Raw genomic sequence first — 16,479 nt, 5'->3', positions numbered from 1 at the left:
AGTCACCCCAGGGAGGAGGAGAGGAGCAACTTGAGCTCGTTGGACCGTTCTGGTCCTGTGTTTGCTACGACGACACCAGGGAGGAGGAGAGGTATCGTCGCAGTAGTGGAAGGCCAAAGGGAGGAGTGGCCTTCCGAATTCTTATGCCTCGCGGCTTGCTTCGATCGCCAAACGGCGGATCATCGAGCGGCTCAAACCCAGGTCGGCCAGTTCGCGGTCAGAGAGCTGGTTCAGCTCAGTGTACGTCGCGCGGTAAACGCGGTACTGACGGAAACGCTCTGCTGCGTTGGCGAAAAAAACCGAAAGGCCGGAGGCTTTAGGTGCTGCCACGGAGGTATGGTTTGCTACATATGCCATTGTCGTTTCTTTCAGTCTGGTAGAGTGTCTGTTCGCTGTTGTGTTGGTGATATAGGCTGATGCTGCATCTGCACAATAGCTGGCTTCGCAAAGCAGTTATGCGCCGAGCGAATACCAGACGTTACGTAAAGGTAAACTGCCTTAAAATTAACCAAGGCGCGGAATTGGTTGAAGAAATGTAAACAGATTCTTACGTGGAATCTTTAACAGTGCGCGCAATGTGCACTTGCAGCATAGGAGTTGTGCATGTCCGTCAGCAAAGAAGAAGTGCAGGCAGTTTTACAAAAGATTGCCCTGCCCGACGGAGGCGATTTGATCTCACGCGATTTTGTGCGTGCATTGAACATTCGCGAAAACACAGTGCAGTTTGTGATCGAGGCGCCCAACCCCGATATAGCACGGCTGATGGAGCCGTTGCGCAAAATGGCCGAAGCGGCCGTTGCGGGGCTTGCTGGTGTAGACTCGGTGCAAGTGGCGCTGACTGCGCACGAGAGCGCCCCAGCGCCCAAATCAGCGCCCCCTAACCTAAAAATAGGCGGTCACCCAAAACCGCAGGCTGGCCCGATGAAGGTGGCTGGCGTGGACCGCATTCTGGCGGTGGGGTCTGGTAAAGGGGGCGTGGGCAAATCTACCGTGTCTTCCAACCTTGCTGTGGCCCTTGCAAAGCAGGGCCGCAAGGTTGGTTTGCTGGATGCAGATATCCACGGCCCCAGTCAGCCCCGTATGATGGGGGTGAACAAACGGCCAGCAAGCCCCGACGGAAAAACCATTATTCCCCTGCAGGCGCACGGGGTTACGATTATGTCGCTGGGTTTCATGTTGGACGACGACAAACCCGTCATCTGGCGTGGTCCCATGCTGATGGGGGCGTTGCAGCAGATGTTGACGCAGGTGCAATGGGGCGAACTGGATGTGCTGATTGTGGATTTGCCACCAGGCACTGGCGACGTGCAACTGACCCTGTGTCAGAAAACCGACCTGACCGGCGCGATTGTTGTGAGCACGCCGCAGGATGTGGCACTATTGGACGCGCGCAAAGCGCTTGGCATGTTTGACCAGCTCAAGACGCCAGTGCTGGGACTCATTGAAAACATGAGCCTTTTCCACTGTCCGAACTGTGGGCATGAGAGCCATATCTTCGGCCACGGCGGGGTGGCGGCGGAGGCTGAAAAGCTGGGTGTGCCCTTGATGGGTGCCTTGCCTATTGATCTGGACACACGGCTTGCCGGAGATGGCGGCACGCCAATTGCCGCTGGGGACAGTGACATGGCCAAGGCCTATGCGCAGATTGCCAGTGGGTTGGTACGTGGGGGGATGGCCTAGGCCATCCCTGCCCTTATAGTCAGCCGTAGATCTCGCCAATCAGGATCTGCGGCTGAATGTTGGTGAAATTGGCAATGTCCGCCATCACGGGACCAGCCTCTTTCATCGCGACCCCCATAGCCTCTTGATCTGCAAAGGTTATTGTCGCAATCGCATGAAACGGTGCGGGCACATCCGGACCACCGGCCAGCCCTTTTGAGGCCTGAACCGAGGCAATATGCGGCCCCATATGCTGATCCACCAACTCCATATGGGTGGTGGCGTAATACGTGTGATCAAACGTGGTGCCGTCGCCCACCGGATACAGCACTTGTAGAGTTACAGCCATGATATTTCCCTCCTCTGACGGTGTGGAGGGCAGCCTAGCAGTGGATCACATTTGGCGCAAAATTCGGCGAAATTAACCTGCTGTGGCGCGGCAAAAACGACCAAAAATCACGTCGGTATGACGTCTGTATCGCGGCTGTTTTGCGGAGGTGCGTATTTTGCACGCCCAATTCCATGCGAATCGCGTGAATCGTTACAACGGCGCACGGGCAACGGCCTCCTTCGGCAACATGCTCAGTGTTGTGACCTGGATTTGTCACGCAGGAACGCATCAAGCTCGACATAGAGTTGTTTGCGCTCCTCCTCGCTCAGAAAGCTGCCAATCTCCACTGTGCGCCCATTGCCTGAAAGTGTCACATAGTCCGTCACCGGCCCGCCATGCGCATGTTGCTCGACCCGGGCCCAATAGATGTTGCAGCCCCAGTCTTTGGCAGCACCGCGTGCGGGCGTGTGACGCAAATGCAGGGTGTCCTCGCGCAGTGTGAGCTCTTCGAGCACATCACCGTCTTTGTATGACCGTTCCAGCCCCCACCAGAGCCCGCCCACCATCACGAGGACAAACGGCAAGATGCCCCAAAGCGCAACGGAGCCCAGCAATCCGTAAAGCGGGAGCGTGCCCATGCCAAAAGCAAACAGAATCATCGCAGCGAAACCACGTCGTGGCAGGGAGCGGTGCGGCCAAAGGGTTAGACTCGGCTGATCTGAGGATGGGGGTTTTGTCCAGCGATACGGCATCAGGCGCGTTTTGGGTTTGTGAGGGACCAGCCCCTCTTGCGCGCAGGCGCGCAATTCACCCCGAGATATTTGGGGAATGAGAAAGCGGGGATGGGGTGCGTGCAGCTCATGACGCGCCCTTGCCGCGGGCCAAGAGCACATAGCGGCCCAAAACCGATGGGTCGTTGGGCGTGTAGGTGATGTCAGCAAACCCCGCGGCTTGCAGAATATTGAGGTATTCAGCGGGAGAGAGGCTGCCGTGGTAGACTGGCTCTCCAGCCACAGTGCCTGTGACTTCACCTTCGTCATCGCCCACTGTCAGAAGCAAGTGACCGCCGGGTTTAAGGTGTTTGAGAATCATCGGCAGGGCCGCGCGCTGTTCTTCTGGGCTGAGATGGAAAAAGGCATCCCAACTCAGAATCGCGTCAAAGGTTTGGCCAAGATTGAGGTGGCGCATGTCTGCCACTTGGAAAGTTGCATTTGGCACGTTTGATCGCGCGCGGTCGATCATCGGGGCGCTGGCATCAGCGCCGGTAACACTGTGGCCTAGTCTGTCGAGATAGGCCGCCAGTGGGCGCCCTGACCCGCAGCCGAGATCAAGCAGCGAGGAGGATGTTGGCAGGCCGTCCAGCCAACGACTGAGCCAGTCGCGCTCGCGCAGGGATGTGTCACGACTTTCATCCCACGCAGCCGCATTACGCTCGTAGACCCCGGCCATGCCAGCTTTGATGTCTGCGAAATCTTCCGGTGACGACATCTGAAAAGTCCTTACATCCAAAAAAGGCCCCGGGCAGTGCTGCGCCGGGACCTCTTTGATCTGTTAACTGAGAGGCCTCACATTAGTGAGAGTGGCCTTTGTCCCAGTCTTCCTGCTTTGGCAGGATTTCGAAGGTGTGTTCTGGGGGTGGGCAAGGAAGTGTCCACTCCAGAGTGTCCGCGTACTCGTTCCAGTAGTTGTTCTCGGTCACTTTCGCGCCGCGGAACAGTGAGTAGAACACGATGCCGAAGAAGAACAGGAAGGAGGCAAAGGACAGGAACGCGCCGTAGGAGCTGATCTTGTTCCAGTATGCAAAAGCTTCCGGATAGTCGATGTAGCGACGCGGCATGCCCTGACGACCCAAGAAGTGCTGTGGGAAGAAGGTCAAGTTGGCGCCAATGAAGAATGTCCAGAAGTGCAACTTGCCGGCCCATTCAGGGTAATGACGACCCGTCATCTTGCCGAAGTAGAAGTAGATACCAGCAAAGATGGCAAACACAGCACCCAGTGACATCACGTAGTGGAAGTGCGCAACCACGTAGTAAGTGTCGTGGTAGTAGCGATCCACAGCAGCTTGAGACAGAACGATCCCGGTCACACCACCTGCGGTGAAGAGGAACAGGAAGCCAAAGGCCCAGAGCATCGGGGTTTTGAACTCGATGGAGCCGCCCCACATGGTGGCAATCCAAGAGAAGATCTTAACCCCTGTTGGTACCGCGATGACCATGGTCGCCAGCATGAAGTAGGACTGCTGCGTCAGCGACATGCCCACTGTGTACATGTGGTGCGCCCACACAACAAAGCCCAGAGCCCCAATCGCGATGATCGCCCAAACCATTGGCAGGTAGCCAAAGACTGGCTTGCGCGCGAAGGTCGCAATCACGTGAGAGATGATGCCAAAGCCGGGCAGGATCACGATGTACACTTCCGGGTGGCCAAAGAACCACAGGATGTGCTGATACAGGATCGGGTCGCCGCCGCCTGCTGGATCAAAGAAGGTGGTGCCGAAGTTACGGTCGGTCAGCAACATGGTGATGGCGCCGGCCAGAACTGGCAGAGCCAGAAGGATCAGCCACGCGGTCACAAAGATGGACCAAGCAAACAGAGGCACTTTGAACAGGGTCATGCCAGGGGCACGCATGTTCAGGAAAGTGGTGATGATGTTGATCGCACCCAGGATCGAAGAGGCACCGGAAACGTGCACCGCAAAGATCGCGAGGTCCATCGACATGCCACCTTCGTTGGTGGAGAGCGGCGGATACAACACCCAGCCCACACCTGAGCCAAGCTGGTCATTGCCACCTGGCGACAACATGGAAGCGACACCCAGCAGGGTACCAGCCACATACAGCCAGAGGGACAAGTTGTTCATCCGTGGGAACGCCATATCCGGCGCGCCAATTTGCAACGGCATGAAGTAGTTACCAAAGCCGCCAAACAGCGCTGGAATAACCACGAAGAACATCATCAGGACGCCGTGGTAGGTGATCAACACGTTCCACAGGTGGCCGTTTGGTGTACAGGGACCGTCACCGCCGCCAAAGAAGCGCGCGCCCTCCAGACACATGTATTGAACACCCGGATCCATCAGCTCCATGCGCATCAGCACTGTGAAGAAAACGGAGATCAAACCGGCAAACGCCGAGATGACCAGATAAAGGATGCCAATGTCCTTATGGTTTGTGGACATAAACCAGCGGGTGAAGAAACCGCGCTCGTCGTGATGGTCCTGGCCTTGAATGGCTGCGTCTGCCATGCGTTGCCTCCTGTTGATTTGTATCTGGGCGCGCGGATTCCCGCTTACGCCTGGTTCCCGGTCGTTTTAGGGTGCCGCGCGCGTGGTCGCAATCTCCGTATTTGATGTAGATCAAAAAAAATTGTCGCAGGGGGCCAAGTTTATCCCGGGGATCGCGTTGATTTGTTCAATCTTTGTTCCGCTTTCGCGCTAAGGTGGTGGAGTACACAAAGGAATCAGACCATGCGTAGAGATCAGAAATACACTGCATTTTTGGACCTGCACGCCGGTGACAGCGCCTTTGTCATGCCCAACCCGTGGGATGCGGGCAGCGCACGAGTGTTGGCAGCCGAGGGATTCGCGGCTTTGGCCACCACCAGCGCGGGCGCGGCTGTGACCCAAGGCTTACGGGACGGGGCGGCCAGCATGACGCGGTCAGCGATTCTCTCCAATGCGGCGGATATTGTGGCGGCGACAGATCTTCCGGTATCGGCTGATTTGGAAGACGGGTTTGGCCTCGCGCCGGAGACATGTGCCAGGACCATTGTCATGGCGGCCGAGGTTGGCCTGGCTGGGGGATCGATCGAGGATGCTTCGGGCGGCGAGGACGGCGGCATCATGGATATGGGGCTGGCTGTGGAGCGGATTGCAGCGGCGGCAGAAGCGGCAAAGGCTCATAAGGTGGTGCTCACCGCCCGATCCGAGAATTACCTGCATGGGCGTCCGGACCTGAGAGACACCATTGCGCGGCTGCAAGCGTTTGAGGCGGCGGGCGCGGATGTGCTCTATGCGCCGGGGTTGCCGGATCTGGAGGCAATCCGCGCGGTGTGTTCCGAAGTGAACAAACCGGTGAATGTGGTGATGGGGCTGCGCCCGCCTTTTTTTACGGTTCAGGAGTTGTCTGAGGCTGGGGTGAAGCGGGTCAGCGTTGGCGGCTCTCTGGCGCGGTTGGCGTATGGCGCAGTGCAGCAGGCGATGCGGGCGGTATTGCAAGACGGGGAGTTTGCCTATGCGGACAAGGCCATGCCGGGAGCGGAGCTTATGGGGTTGATGCGCGCGGCGCCGACCACACGGGCCTAACAAAGAAACGCCCGCGTTGGGGGCGCGGACGTTTCAGGTGCTCCAAGACATGCGGCGCCGGGACACTGGCGCCGGGTTGTCACATCTCGGAGACATTTCAGACCCAGTCACCGGTCACGGGCGGCGTTTTTGAAAGCTGCTGTCCGGCGTGCCTGTGTGACAGCGGGGGATCACCGGGAAAGTGTCGGTCAGGAAATAGGCATAGGTGCCTCGCGGATAATCCGCGGTTTTCACAAAAGCGCCGTTACATGCGTCCAAACTGCCGGCGCCGGCAACATATCTATAGTCCTGTACAAAAGCGCCGTCGTGGCGGCCAGCAGGTCCGTTACCCGTGCGTTTGCCCGGCTTTAGTCGATACGAACTGGTCATTTGCGTGACGCGGCCTTTCATCGTCGCGGTGATGGCGTAAATTGGAAAACCGTCAGCGGCGTAGCCAATCAAGGGCGACTCAGTGCGGCGCGTCCAGCCAAGTTGCTGCATCAGCCCCACAGGTAGACCGTGGTAGTGATAAGCACCGGTCGGTTGCACGTGGGCGTAATTGGCATCCAACCCCAAAGGCACTGCGCCGCCCAGGGCTTCGTATTGCCACCCAGAGCGCGGGTTGCCTTGCCAGAACTCAGCCGCACCAGGATCAAACGGCACACCGTTTACCCCCACACCAAAAGTGCCAAGGCTGCCTTGCGATGTGCGAGAAGTCTTTTGTGGGGAGAGCGGTATCGTAAAGCTATGGGCCTGCGCTTTAATCCGGTTGGGGTTTCCGCCATTGGGGAAGCGGCCCACTTCATGCACCGGAATGCCATTGGAGGTAATTACCCGTTTGTTTCCTCGCGTGGTGATGGTGACCCTATTGCGGCCCGCATCTTTATTGGCTTGGACAAGCCGCAGCGGTTCCGCCTCATCAGCTGTGTGTTTGCGCATAGGTGGGCGGCCTTGTGCGTCACTGCTGGCGGCGGCGCCCATCACAATGGCCACGGCCAAGAGGCCGAGCTTTACGTTCTCCAACAAAGTCATGTGCTTCCCTCCAGAAAGCCCTACGGCATGACGGTGACAGGCCCCTGCCCGTCCGCGCCAAAATCCAAAAGCATAGTGAATATTCCCGGCACCGCGTCCTCAAACCGCAAAGTCAGCTTTTGCTCTTCGAGTCCACCAGCGGGAATTTGGAAGGGCAGTTTCAAGCCTGACAGCTGGGCCACATCAGTTGTGAGTGCTTTAAGCGTCATGGCATCGGTGCCGGCGTTGTAGAATGTCAGCACCAAATCCAGACGGCGTTTGCGGCGCCGCGTGACCGTTGAGGTCACCGCATGTGGCCCATACCGTGGCCTGAATGCGCAAGCGCACCTACAGGTGTTGCCAATAAGGCGGCCAGAATACTGCGGCGCGTGAATGTCAGTTTGGTGTCTGTCATGGGAGGTAATACGCACTCTCTTTTGGGTTCCGTCGGTGAAAAATCAAAAATCACATTTTTTTCCACATGGCGACATTTTCCGCTTGCAGCCCGCCGAGACTCTTTATATTCCACGCCTCACCCAAGGAAGCGGGCGTAGCTCAGGGGTAGAGCATAACCTTGCCAAGGTTAGGGTCGGGCGTTCGAATCGCCTCGCCCGCTCCAATATCTCCCTCGCGGAGAGAGTGAACAAGGCGCGGATTTATCCGCGCCTTTTCGCGTTTCTGGGTGTTTCTTCAGTCTTAAAAATTTCTACCCGATTGAGGGGATTTCTTTCGAATTGGGGGTTGCGGTCTGCCATGGGGAGCGCTAAATCACGGCCATCCAAACGGTGCGGGCGTAGCTCAGGGGTAGAGCATAACCTTGCCAAGGTTAGGGTCGGGCGTTCGAATCGCCTCGCCCGCTCCATTTGGATCAAACGCAAAAAGGCGCCAGGGTTTCCCGGCGCCTTTTGCTTTTTCAGGTCTGTCTAAACTGGTTGCAATGATGGGCGCTCAAGCGCGCCCACCTGAGATATGGCTTAAATGGCGTCCGCCAATTGCGCTGCAAGGGTGTTTTGCCGCTGAATGACAGACTCCAGGTTGATGCTGGTCATATGGCCGTCGCGCACAATCTGACGCCCTTCGACAAAGAGATCGCGCACGGTGGTCGGACCGGCAAGAAGAATCGCCGCCTGATCCCAGCTGCCTGCACTGTGCACGCCAGTCACATCCCAAATCGCGATGTCCGCGCGTTTGCCAACGGCAATCTGGCCACAGTCATGGCGACCCAAAACCTCTGCCCCGCCCCGTGTGGCAATTTCAAGCGCTTCGCGGGGGGACATCGCATCCGCACCCAGTGCCACGCGCTGCAGCAACATGGCTTGGCGGGCTTCGGCCACCAGATTGCCCGCATCATTAGAGGCGGATCCGTCCACGCCAAGGCCCACCGGCACATTGGCGTCGCGCATGGCGCGCACGGGGGCGATGCCGCTGCCGAGGCGGCAATTGGAGCACGGGCAATGGGCAACGCCGGTTTTGGTGCGGGCAAAGAGATCAATTTCGCTTTGATCGAGCTTCACGCAATGCGCGTGCCAAACGTCTTCTCCCACCCAGCCAAGTTCTTCGGCGTATTGGCCGGGACGGCAGCCGAATTTTTCAAGCGAATAGGCAATGTCTTCGTCGTTTTCCGCCAAATGCGTGTGCAGCATCACGCCTTTGTCGCGCGCAAGAATGGCTGCGTCGCGCATCAATTCGCGTGTCACAGAGAATGGCGAACAAGGCGCCACGCCCACGCGCACCATGCTTCCGTCGCGGGCGTCGTGGTGGGAGTCGATCAGGCGAATGGCGTCTTTGAGGATGGCGTCTTCTTTTTCGACCAGCGAATCCGGTGGCAGGCCGCCGTCGCTTTCGCCGATGCTCATGGCGCCTCGGGTGGGATGGAAACGCATCCCCACTTCTTTGGCGGCCTCAATGGTGTCATCCAGTCGCGCGCCGTTTGGGTAGAGATAGAGGTGATCAGAGGTCAAGGTACAGCCAGAAAGCGCTAGCTCTGCGAGGCCAATTTGCGCGGAGATGTTCATCTCCTCCGGACCAAAGCGCGACCAGATGGGGTAGAGCCGCTGCAGCCAGCCAAACAGCAGTGCGTCTTGGCCCCCTGGCACAGCCCGGGTCAGGGTTTGATAAAGATGGTGGTGGGTGTTCACCAAGCCGGGGGTGACCACACATCCAGTGGCAAAAACGGTTTCGCCGTCAGTGGTGAGATTCTCGCCAATCTCAGTGATCACGCCATCCTTGATGCGGATATCATGTGCCGCCAGTTCACGGCGGTCATCATCCATGGTCAGAACAGTCTGAGCGGATTTGATCAGGGTTTCAGAGGCTTTTGCCATATGCGCATTCCTTGGGCCAAAAGAGGGCCCGATTCGGTTGCGATATGAGGCGCAGCGACAGAATGCGGGCAAAGGACTCGCTGTGCCCGTCCATCATAGCGAAGCGGCGGGGCCGCAATCAAGGGTCGTGGGCCTTAACTCTGCTGAAGGAGCTCCAGCGCCTGCGCGTGTAGGTTTTTGTTGGCGGCAGCCAGAACCTGCCCGCCATCGTGCGCGGGGCCGCCCTGCCAATTGGTGACAACTCCACCTGCGGCCTCAATCACCGCGATGGGCGCCTGGATGTCATAGGCATTGAGGCCAGCCTCGATTACCAGATCAATTTGGCCCGCCGCCAGGAGCGCGTAGGCATAACAATCCATACCGTAGCGGGTGAGTTTTGTGTGTGACGCGACACGTTCAAAGCCTGCACGCTCCGCATCCGTGCCGACTTCGGGGAAAGTTGTGAAGATCACCGCCTCCCCCAAAGTGGCGGTGTCACGGGTTCCGAGAGCCATTGCGCCATGGGGGCCTTGGGCTTCAGCAATGCCAAAGCCACCTTTAAAGCGCTCGCCAATGTAGGGCTGATCCACCACACCGTAGATTGGCCCGTTTTCATCAGACAAGGCAATCAACACGCCCCAGGTTGGGGTGCCGGAGATAAAGGCGCGGGTGCCGTCGATCGGGTCCAACACCCAGGTCAACCCGCTGCTGCCCTCGGATTTGCCAAACTCTTCGCCAAAGATGCCGTCTTGCGGGCGACGCTCTGCCAATACCGCCCGCATCGCCTGTTCCGCGGCGCGATCGGCCACGGTCACAGGGTCAAACCCCTCAGACAGTTTGTTGTCTGCGGTTAGTGTGGTGCTGCGAAAATGAGGAAGAATGGCCGCGCGGGCCGCGTCTGCCATGGCATCTGCCACAGCGATCAAGTCATTCTGTTCTGGTGTCATCGGTCACAGTCTCCGCTCTGGCGCTTGCGCCATGGCTAGACCAGAGCGGGAGTGGACTCAAGCGACGTCAGACAACACGCGGGCGAGTTCAAACAGACGCCGACGCTGGTTTTCCGGAATGGCATAGTAGCTGCGGATCAGATCCAGAGCTTCTTTGTCCGCCATGATGTCAGCTGGCACGCTGCCAGAGCTTGCGCCGTCGCTGTCGCTTTCCAGACCTTCAAAGAAGAAGCTCACTGGCACGTCCAGCGCGTCAGAAATGTCCCAAAGCCGAGAGGCGCTGACACGGTTGGCACCCGTTTCATACTTTTGAATTTGTTGAAACTTTATGCCGACTTGCTCTGCCAATTGTTGCTGAGTCATCCCCGTCAGCCACCGGCGTTGGCGGATTCTTTTGCCAACATGCACGTCCACTGGATGTGTCATCACACGTCTCCTCCGAATGTAATATCGGGGCGCGGCCAACAACCATGCAGTCGCTCAGCAGCGTCACCAACTCGTTTAGTGAAGTAATCGCGCATCCCTTTCGCGATAATTCACTCTAGCAGTTTTCGCCTTATAATCAAGGGAAAGAATGTATCTTACCCCTTCTGGATAGAGTGGTTCATACAATCGGGGATTGTCGGTTTTGTAATTTGGGGCCTTCCGAAATGCTCTGCTTGAGGGTGACGTCGTGTCGCAATCCTCTGTTTTCAAGGGATCAGCTTTGACTTGATTGCCGAGCGCTGTGTATTCGATTCTCAGATGAGGAGATTAAAGATGCGCGCTTTTCAAGTTACATCCCATGACACCGCCCCTGCTATTGTCGATATTGCCAAGCCGGACCCTGGCCCCGGCGAGATCCGAATTAAGATCAAAGCCTGTGCGCTGAACTTTGGCGATCTGCTGATGATCAAGGGCACCTATCAGGCAACACCGCCGCTTCCGTTCACGCTTGGTATGGAAGTCTCCGGCGTGGTGGATGCGTTGGGCGCGGGCGTTGATGGGCCAGCGATTGGCTCTGACGTGTTGGTATTTGGAGGCAGCGGTGGGTTGGCCGATTATGGCGTGTATCCCGCGGAGAGTGCCGTACCGTTGCCAAAAGGCATGGGCTATGAAGATGCGGCGGCGTTTCCTGTGGCCTATGGCACCAGCCATGTGGCTCTGGATCATCGCGCCAAATTGTTGCCCGGTGAAAATCTGCTGGTGCTTGGCGCGGCGGGCGGTGTGGGTCTGACAGCTGTCGAGTTGGGCAAACTGATGGGCGCTAATGTGATTGCCTGCGCGCGCGGGGCAGACAAGCTGAAAGTCGCCAAGGCGGCGGGCGCGGATCACTTGATTGACGCAACTGACGCTGACATCCGCGCCGAGGTGAAAGCCTTGGGCGGCGCCGATGTGGTTTATGATCCCGTGGGTGGCGACCAATTCAAGGCCGCCTTCCGCGCCTGCAACCCGGAAGCACGCCTCTTGCCACTGGGCTTTGCTAGTGGAGAGGTGCCGCAAATCCCCGCCAACCACCTGCTGGTGAAAAACCTGACGGTGATTGGCCTCTATTGGGGCGGGTACCTGTCCTTCAAGCCAGAGGTGTTGACCGACAGCATGCGCAGGCTGTTTGGCTGGTACGGCGAAGGCAAACTGAAACCACATGTCAGCCATGTCTTGCCGTTGGAACAGGCCGCAGACGCCTATGAGCTTCTGCGCAGCCGTAAATCCACCGGCAAAGTGGTTGTGACGCTCGACTAGAGCTTAGCCCACCACGCCAAGCCGCGGCGGGCTTTCGACCGGCGCGTGCATGGACAGGAAACTCTTGCGGATCAATTCGGCCAGATGGGCGATGACATCGCCTTTGGCCTGCTCCGCGCCATACATATTGATGTGCTGCTCGCCCAGTTCGGGCAGCGCGCCGCCATGCTCGATGACCTCCAGATGGCGCGGTTCTGTGCCAAGCAGCATCTCCCCAACCCCAAGATCAGCCGCAATTGTCGCCTCAACCGTGCGGTCAGATTCGGTTTCCAACGCGGAATCCCATTCGATGCCCACGCGATCCAGCGCCGCAATCGCCCGCTGCCGGAACAGGCATTGACGGGCGGAGGCAAAGGGGAACGGCCGGCGGCGCCAGCTCGCGCCACCCGGCGCACCAATCCACACCAGAGGCAAAGTACACAGACCTTCGGCCCCGTCCGGGGTGTTGGTTTCCGTGGTCAGAATGAGGTCAATCTCACCTTTGTCAAACAGCTGCTTCAGCTCAAGCGTATAAGACGAACACAGGTTGACCTTCACGCGTGGAAAGGCGGCGGCGAACTGCTGCATGACACGCGGGATTGTTGGATAGACAATGTCATGCGGCACACCAAGAGTGACCGACCCTTCAAATTCGTCATGGCTTAAGCGGCGCATGATTTCGTCGTTCAGCGTGACCATGCGACGGGCGTACCCCAGCATTTGCTCCCCGGCTGGTGTGAGAGCAATGCCGCGGCCTGTGCGATCCAAGAGAGCAACGCCGATCAGCTCCTCAAGCCGCTTGAGCTGCATCGATACCGCCGATTGGGTGAGATGTAGGAAACCGGCCGCCTTGGTCACGCCCCCCATGTCGGCAACGGCAACAAAGCTTCGGAGGGTGGTTACATCAAGATTGCGCATGGCTGTCTCCTTAAAGATCACTGTTTTTGAACATTCATCATGAAATGTGATGAAGTCCGTCACAAACATTCGCTTTCTAAATACACACATTCCCCGATATACATCAAGTAATTTGATGCACACGCCAAGATCAATCACAATTTAGGAAAGGAACGTCCCATGGCCTTCATCACCACTTCTTCCGCGAGCTCCCGTGGTTCCAAATTGTCCCTGTCCCGCCTGACACAAGCCTTTGCCGTCCTGCGTCAGCGCCGCCAGCTGTCACAGCTGGACGAGACCGCACTGCGCGACATGGGCTTGACCCAAACTGATGTGGACTGCGAATTGAGCCGCTCCGCATGGGATGTGCCCGCGCATTGGCGCGGCTGAGACAAGTGTTAACATTGATGCGGATTTTCGCCGGTTAAACGGCGGAAATCCTTGAATTCACGCCCCCCGTCACCGATATTCAATGATGAAACCCTCTGAACGTCTTGTTCTGGGGGCAATAAAGTTAACTCGGAGGCTTTGATGGCTGAATTTGACACGATCCGCGGCACGGCAACGGCCAGCGCGGCTCATATCGACGTGGGTCTGCGCGCCCACATGAACAAAGTCTACGGCAACATGTCCGTGGGCATGCTGATCACCTTTGCCGCTGCTTGGGCGCTGTCCGGTCTGGCCGTGACGTCTGATCCATCCGGTGCTGCCGCTCAGATTGGTGCGGACAAATATCTCACATCTTTGGGCCACGCGCTGTACGCGTCCCCGCTGAAATGGGTGCTCATGTTTGCCCCGCTGGCGATGGTGTTTGGCTTTGGCGCGGCGATCAACCGCCTGTCCGCCGCTGGTGCACAACTGTTCTTCTTTGTGTTTGCCGCACTTATGGGCGCATCGATCAGCTCGATCTTCCTGGTGTTCACCGGCGAGTCGATCATCCACACCTTCCTGATCACTGCGATCGCATTCGCGGGCCTGTCGCTTTACGGCTACACCACCAAGAAGAACCTGTCCGGCCTGGGCACCTTCCTGATGATGGGTCTGATCGGCCTGATCGTGGCCTCGATTGTGAACATCTTCCTGCAGTCTTCTGCAATGGCGTTTGCGATCTCTGCGATTGGTGTACTGATCTTTGCTGCGCTGACCGCGTATGACACCCAGAAGATCAAAAACGACTACGTTGCGCACGCCCAACATGGCGACAGCGAATGGCTGGCGAAATCCGCGATCATGGGCGCACTGACCCTGTATCTGGACTTCATCAACCTGTTCATGTTCTTGCTGCAGTTCCTCGGCAACCGCGAGTGAGACGCATAGGATAGCAACAGAAAAGGCCGGTCATTGCGACCGGCCTTTTTTTGTTTCAGACGTGCTCAGGGGCGCAAAAACTGCGCCGCATTTGTACGGCGGGGAAGTGCACTCCGGGGGCCAGTGTCAGCTCCACCTCTGAGGTCTCCTCAAAGCCCATGGCCTCATAAAAAGGCCGCGCGGTGTAGGTGCTCATACAACTCATCTGGCGCATGCCATGTGCCTCAGCAGAGGCCAGAGACACATCAATCAACGATCGTGCAACTCCGCGACGCAGCCAGTCAGGGCGTGTCGCTACGTGACGCACATGACCGAGGTCGGTGCCACTTACACCGCGAGACGGGCTGAGATCTGTCCACCCGCCTGCCCCAACGATGGCATCGGTCTCTGCACATTCAGCCACAAAATAGGTGCCACAGGCCAAGAGCGACGCGCGTGCTTTGGTGATCAACGGCAGCGCATCCATAAGCACAGCTTCTTCATAGTCCTGTGGCAGCAAATCCGGATAGGATTGCGCAAACAGGTCTGAAACGGCCTGACGGTCATCAAGGCTGGCGGGGCGGATAAAAAAGGGATGGGGCATTTGGAACCCTCCTGAAGAAAACGTTTTTTGTTTTTCAGGCGCGGGTTTCTTTAAATGCAAAAAGCCGCGCCATGGTGTGGCGCGGCTTTTGCATGTGTCTCAGAAAGCGATCTTACTTGATCTTGCCTTCTTTGTACTCGACATGCTTGCGCACCACCGGGTCGTATTTACGGACGACCATTTTTTCGGTCATCGTGCGTGCGTTTTTCTTGGTCACGTAGAAATGGCCCGTGCCCGCGGTCGAGTTCAGACGGATCTTGATGGTCGTCGGCTTCGCCATTGTACTTCTCCTGCGCCGGGGCACAGATGCCCCGTGAAAATCTCTTGAGGCCTGCCTTTTAATGATGGCAGTGGCCGAGTCAATGGGGTTGGCGCGGGATTCATCAAGAAAAGTACAATCCCGTTAAAATAACTCAACGTGGTGGCTTTGCAGGCCGGAAACGAAGCGGTAATTTTGCCCATCTACAAAGAGGCCAACCTCTTTGAAAGGGAAAACACATGACTTGGTTCTGGATCGCAACAACGATTCCCGTGCTGCTTTTGGCGCTTGGCGGCCTTTTGGGGGGGCTGTGGGCTGTCGCCGCCCTGATTTACATGGGCGGTTTGATTCACGTGATGGACCACCTGGTGCACGGTGCTGCAGCGAAAACAGGTGACGACGGTGAGTTTCCCAGCGGGCTGCGGCTGTCGCTGGTGCTTGGCCTGGCGCATTTTCCTCTGATGATCATTGCGGTTTTGGCGCTGGCGGGTGTCACGGGGATCAGCCTTGGGGCCAAGATTTGCTGTTTCATGGCCTTTGGCTTGTTCTTTGGGCAGGTCAGCAATGCCAATGCCCATGAGCTGATCCACAAGGCAGCACGGTTTCCGCGACGGTTGGGTATGTGGGTCTACATTACGCTGCTGTTTGGGCATCACACATCCGCTCACCCCAAAGTGCATCACATCTGGGTGGCCACGGATCAAGACCCCAACAGCCCCAAAGAGGGCGAGAATTTCTATCAGTTCTGGCCGCGGGCCTGGGTTGGGTCTTTCAAAGCTGGATGGACGGCCGAGAACGAAATGCGGGTGCGGGCGGGTGACCGGAAGTCGCTACTGCACCCCTATGTGATCTATGTCAGCGGCGCGGTGCTTTGCCTTGCCGTGGCCGGGCAACTGGCGGGCCTCAGCGGTATGGTGGCCTATGTTGCGCTAGCGAGCTACGGCAGCATGCAACTTTTGCTGTCAGATTATGTGCAGCACTACGGATTGCGCCGTTTTACGCGTGAGACAGGCAAACCAGAGCCGGTCGGACCGCAACACAGCTGGAACGCGCCGCAGCTTTACACTTCTGCCCTGATGCTCAACGCGCCACGCCATTCGGACCACCATATGGTGCCCACACGAGATTATCCTGCGCTGCAAATGGATTCGGAGGTGATGCCAACGCTCCCGCAATCTCTGCCGTTGATGGCAATATT

19 protein-coding genes and 2 tRNA genes are annotated in these 16,479 nt (G+C 57.7%); 8 read left to right on the top strand and 13 right to left on the bottom strand.

The genetic code is table 11. From position 1 onward, the window contains the following. Window positions 1–141 precede the first annotated feature (141 nt). On the bottom strand, window positions 142–357 hold the full coding sequence (locus QZ517_RS11575) for a DUF1127 domain-containing protein (RefSeq protein ID WP_294226937.1): 216 nt from the start codon (window positions 355–357) through the stop codon (window positions 142–144). A gap of 246 nt (window positions 358–603) precedes the next feature. Here QZ517_RS11575 and QZ517_RS11570 point away from each other — a divergent pair, with 246 nt between their 5' ends. Continuing rightward, a complete protein-coding gene (locus tag QZ517_RS11570; protein WP_294226935.1) occupies window positions 604–1,680 on the top strand; it encodes an Mrp/NBP35 family ATP-binding protein in 1,077 nt (358 codons plus the stop codon). Between the two features lie 19 nt (window positions 1,681–1,699). On the opposite strand, the gene QZ517_RS11565 is transcribed toward QZ517_RS11570, so the two are convergent. The 4 genes from QZ517_RS11565 to ctaD form a co-directional block, all read right to left on the bottom strand. Further along, complete coding sequence (locus QZ517_RS11565) at window positions 1,700–2,008, bottom strand: EthD family reductase (RefSeq protein WP_294226932.1); 309 nt, start codon at window positions 2,006–2,008, stop codon at window positions 1,700–1,702. A gap of 233 nt (window positions 2,009–2,241) precedes the next feature. Then, window positions 2,242–2,742 (bottom strand): DUF2244 domain-containing protein, encoded by a 501-nt coding sequence (locus QZ517_RS11560; protein ID WP_294226930.1) that lies wholly within the window; start codon window positions 2,740–2,742, stop codon window positions 2,242–2,244. A 106-nt stretch (window positions 2,743–2,848) separates the two neighbouring features. Then, window positions 2,849–3,478, bottom strand: coding sequence for a class I SAM-dependent methyltransferase (locus QZ517_RS11555; RefSeq protein ID WP_294226928.1), 630 nt, complete (start codon window positions 3,476–3,478; stop codon window positions 2,849–2,851). Window positions 3,479–3,560: 82 nt separating this feature from the next. Continuing rightward, window positions 3,561–5,234 carry a cytochrome c oxidase subunit I gene (gene ctaD / locus QZ517_RS11550; protein WP_294226927.1) on the bottom strand — a complete coding sequence of 558 codons (1,674 nt, stop codon included), beginning with the start codon at window positions 5,232–5,234 and terminating at the stop codon, window positions 3,561–3,563. 222 nt (window positions 5,235–5,456) lie between these two features. Here ctaD and QZ517_RS11545 point away from each other — a divergent pair, with 222 nt between their 5' ends. Next, the gene (locus QZ517_RS11545; protein ID WP_294226926.1) at window positions 5,457–6,293 is read left to right on the top strand and encodes an isocitrate lyase/phosphoenolpyruvate mutase family protein; all 837 of its coding nucleotides are present in this window, start codon (window positions 5,457–5,459) and stop codon (window positions 6,291–6,293) included. Window positions 6,294–6,407: 114 nt separating this feature from the next. On the opposite strand, the gene QZ517_RS11540 is transcribed toward QZ517_RS11545, so the two are convergent. Continuing rightward, window positions 6,408–7,304, bottom strand: a complete 897-nt coding sequence (locus QZ517_RS11540; RefSeq protein WP_294226924.1) for a YHYH protein — start codon at window positions 7,302–7,304, stop codon at window positions 6,408–6,410. Window positions 7,305–7,324: 20 nt separating this feature from the next. Continuing rightward, on the bottom strand, window positions 7,325–7,591 hold the full coding sequence (locus tag QZ517_RS11535) for a hypothetical protein (protein ID WP_294226922.1): 267 nt from the start codon (window positions 7,589–7,591) through the stop codon (window positions 7,325–7,327). A gap of 236 nt (window positions 7,592–7,827) precedes the next feature. On the opposite strand from QZ517_RS11535, the gene QZ517_RS11530 reads away from it, so the two are divergent. Together QZ517_RS11530 and QZ517_RS11525 are read left to right on the top strand one after the other, a co-directional pair. Beyond that, a tRNA-Gly gene (locus QZ517_RS11530) sits at window positions 7,828–7,902 on the top strand. Window positions 7,903–8,070: 168 nt separating this feature from the next. Continuing rightward, window positions 8,071–8,145: transfer RNA gene (locus tag QZ517_RS11525), tRNA-Gly, on the top strand. Window positions 8,146–8,257: 112 nt separating this feature from the next. On the opposite strand, the gene QZ517_RS11520 is transcribed toward QZ517_RS11525, so the two are convergent. The 3 genes from QZ517_RS11520 to QZ517_RS11510 form a co-directional block, all read right to left on the bottom strand. Next, window positions 8,258–9,607: an 8-oxoguanine deaminase gene (locus QZ517_RS11520; RefSeq protein WP_294226920.1), complete on the bottom strand. Its 1,350-nt coding sequence runs from the start codon at window positions 9,605–9,607 to the stop codon at window positions 8,258–8,260. A 134-nt stretch (window positions 9,608–9,741) separates the two neighbouring features. Continuing rightward, entirely contained in the window at window positions 9,742–10,533 is a 792-nt protein-coding gene (hisN, locus tag QZ517_RS11515) for a histidinol-phosphatase (protein WP_294226917.1), read from the bottom strand. 57 nt (window positions 10,534–10,590) lie between these two features. Further along, complete coding sequence (locus QZ517_RS11510; RefSeq protein WP_164645348.1) at window positions 10,591–10,959, bottom strand: helix-turn-helix transcriptional regulator; 369 nt, start codon at window positions 10,957–10,959, stop codon at window positions 10,591–10,593. A gap of 333 nt (window positions 10,960–11,292) precedes the next feature. On the opposite strand from QZ517_RS11510, the gene QZ517_RS11505 reads away from it, so the two are divergent. Continuing rightward, a complete protein-coding gene (locus tag QZ517_RS11505; RefSeq protein ID WP_294226912.1) occupies window positions 11,293–12,255 on the top strand; it encodes an NADPH:quinone oxidoreductase family protein in 963 nt (320 codons plus the stop codon). Window positions 12,256–12,258: 3 nt separating this feature from the next. Here the strand turns inward: QZ517_RS11505 and QZ517_RS11500 are convergent, their stop codons facing one another. Next, window positions 12,259–13,152 (bottom strand): LysR family transcriptional regulator, encoded by an 894-nt coding sequence (locus QZ517_RS11500; RefSeq protein ID WP_294226909.1) that lies wholly within the window; start codon window positions 13,150–13,152, stop codon window positions 12,259–12,261. A 159-nt stretch (window positions 13,153–13,311) separates the two neighbouring features. Between QZ517_RS11500 and QZ517_RS11495 the strand changes: the two genes are divergently transcribed. Both QZ517_RS11495 and QZ517_RS11490 read left to right on the top strand, forming a co-directional pair. Next, complete coding sequence (locus QZ517_RS11495; RefSeq protein WP_294226906.1) at window positions 13,312–13,521, top strand: DUF1127 domain-containing protein; 210 nt, start codon at window positions 13,312–13,314, stop codon at window positions 13,519–13,521. 141 nt (window positions 13,522–13,662) lie between these two features. Further along, window positions 13,663–14,439 (top strand): Bax inhibitor-1/YccA family protein, encoded by a 777-nt coding sequence (locus tag QZ517_RS11490; RefSeq protein WP_294226903.1) that lies wholly within the window; start codon window positions 13,663–13,665, stop codon window positions 14,437–14,439. 55 nt (window positions 14,440–14,494) lie between these two features. Here the strand turns inward: QZ517_RS11490 and QZ517_RS11485 are convergent, their stop codons facing one another. Both QZ517_RS11485 and rpmG read right to left on the bottom strand, forming a co-directional pair. Continuing rightward, a complete protein-coding gene (locus tag QZ517_RS11485; protein ID WP_294226900.1) occupies window positions 14,495–15,022 on the bottom strand; it encodes a GNAT family N-acetyltransferase in 528 nt (175 codons plus the stop codon). A 112-nt stretch (window positions 15,023–15,134) separates the two neighbouring features. Then, on the bottom strand, window positions 15,135–15,302 hold the full coding sequence (rpmG, locus tag QZ517_RS11480; protein ID WP_007814563.1) for a 50S ribosomal protein L33: 168 nt from the start codon (window positions 15,300–15,302) through the stop codon (window positions 15,135–15,137). Between the two features lie 218 nt (window positions 15,303–15,520). On the opposite strand from rpmG, the gene QZ517_RS11475 reads away from it, so the two are divergent. Continuing rightward, window positions 15,521–16,479 (top strand): alkane 1-monooxygenase (locus QZ517_RS11475; RefSeq protein WP_294226897.1); only part of this gene is annotated, 959 nt, incomplete at its 3' end.

The organism is uncultured Shimia sp. (assembly GCF_913054185.1).
Lineage (GTDB): Bacteria > Pseudomonadota > Alphaproteobacteria > Rhodobacterales > Rhodobacteraceae > Shimia.
This window is presented reverse-complemented; position numbering and strand designations above follow the sequence as displayed.

Bases quoted from the DNA above. Each gene is read 5' to 3' on its own strand.
- QZ517_RS11575 (WP_294226937.1), bottom strand. From the start codon at position 357: ATGGCATATGTAGCAAACCATACCTCCGTGGCAGCACCTAAAGCCTCC.
- QZ517_RS11570 (WP_294226935.1), top strand. From the start codon at position 604: ATGTCCGTCAGCAAAGAAGAAGTGCAGGCAGTTTTACAAAAGATTGCC.
- QZ517_RS11565 (WP_294226932.1), bottom strand. From the start codon at position 2,008: ATGGCTGTAACTCTACAAGTGCTGTATCCGGTGGGCGACGGCACCACG.
- QZ517_RS11560 (WP_294226930.1), bottom strand. From the start codon at position 2,742: ATGCCGTATCGCTGGACAAAACCCCCATCCTCAGATCAGCCGAGTCTA.
- QZ517_RS11555 (WP_294226928.1), bottom strand. From the start codon at position 3,478: ATGTCGTCACCGGAAGATTTCGCAGACATCAAAGCTGGCATGGCCGGG.
- ctaD (WP_294226927.1), bottom strand. From the start codon at position 5,234: ATGGCAGACGCAGCCATTCAAGGCCAGGACCATCACGACGAGCGCGGT.
- QZ517_RS11545 (WP_294226926.1), top strand. From the start codon at position 5,457: ATGCGTAGAGATCAGAAATACACTGCATTTTTGGACCTGCACGCCGGT.
- QZ517_RS11540 (WP_294226924.1), bottom strand. From the start codon at position 7,304: ATGACTTTGTTGGAGAACGTAAAGCTCGGCCTCTTGGCCGTGGCCATT.
- QZ517_RS11520 (WP_294226920.1), bottom strand. From the start codon at position 9,607: ATGGCAAAAGCCTCTGAAACCCTGATCAAATCCGCTCAGACTGTTCTG.
- hisN (WP_294226917.1), bottom strand. From the start codon at position 10,533: ATGACACCAGAACAGAATGACTTGATCGCTGTGGCAGATGCCATGGCA.
- QZ517_RS11510 (WP_164645348.1), bottom strand. From the start codon at position 10,959: ATGACACATCCAGTGGACGTGCATGTTGGCAAAAGAATCCGCCAACGC.
- QZ517_RS11505 (WP_294226912.1), top strand. From the start codon at position 11,293: ATGCGCGCTTTTCAAGTTACATCCCATGACACCGCCCCTGCTATTGTC.
- QZ517_RS11500 (WP_294226909.1), bottom strand. From the start codon at position 13,152: ATGCGCAATCTTGATGTAACCACCCTCCGAAGCTTTGTTGCCGTTGCC.
- QZ517_RS11495 (WP_294226906.1), top strand. From the start codon at position 13,312: ATGGCCTTCATCACCACTTCTTCCGCGAGCTCCCGTGGTTCCAAATTG.
- QZ517_RS11490 (WP_294226903.1), top strand. From the start codon at position 13,663: ATGGCTGAATTTGACACGATCCGCGGCACGGCAACGGCCAGCGCGGCT.
- QZ517_RS11485 (WP_294226900.1), bottom strand. From the start codon at position 15,022: ATGCCCCATCCCTTTTTTATCCGCCCCGCCAGCCTTGATGACCGTCAG.
- rpmG (WP_007814563.1), bottom strand. From the start codon at position 15,302: ATGGCGAAGCCGACGACCATCAAGATCCGTCTGAACTCGACCGCGGGC.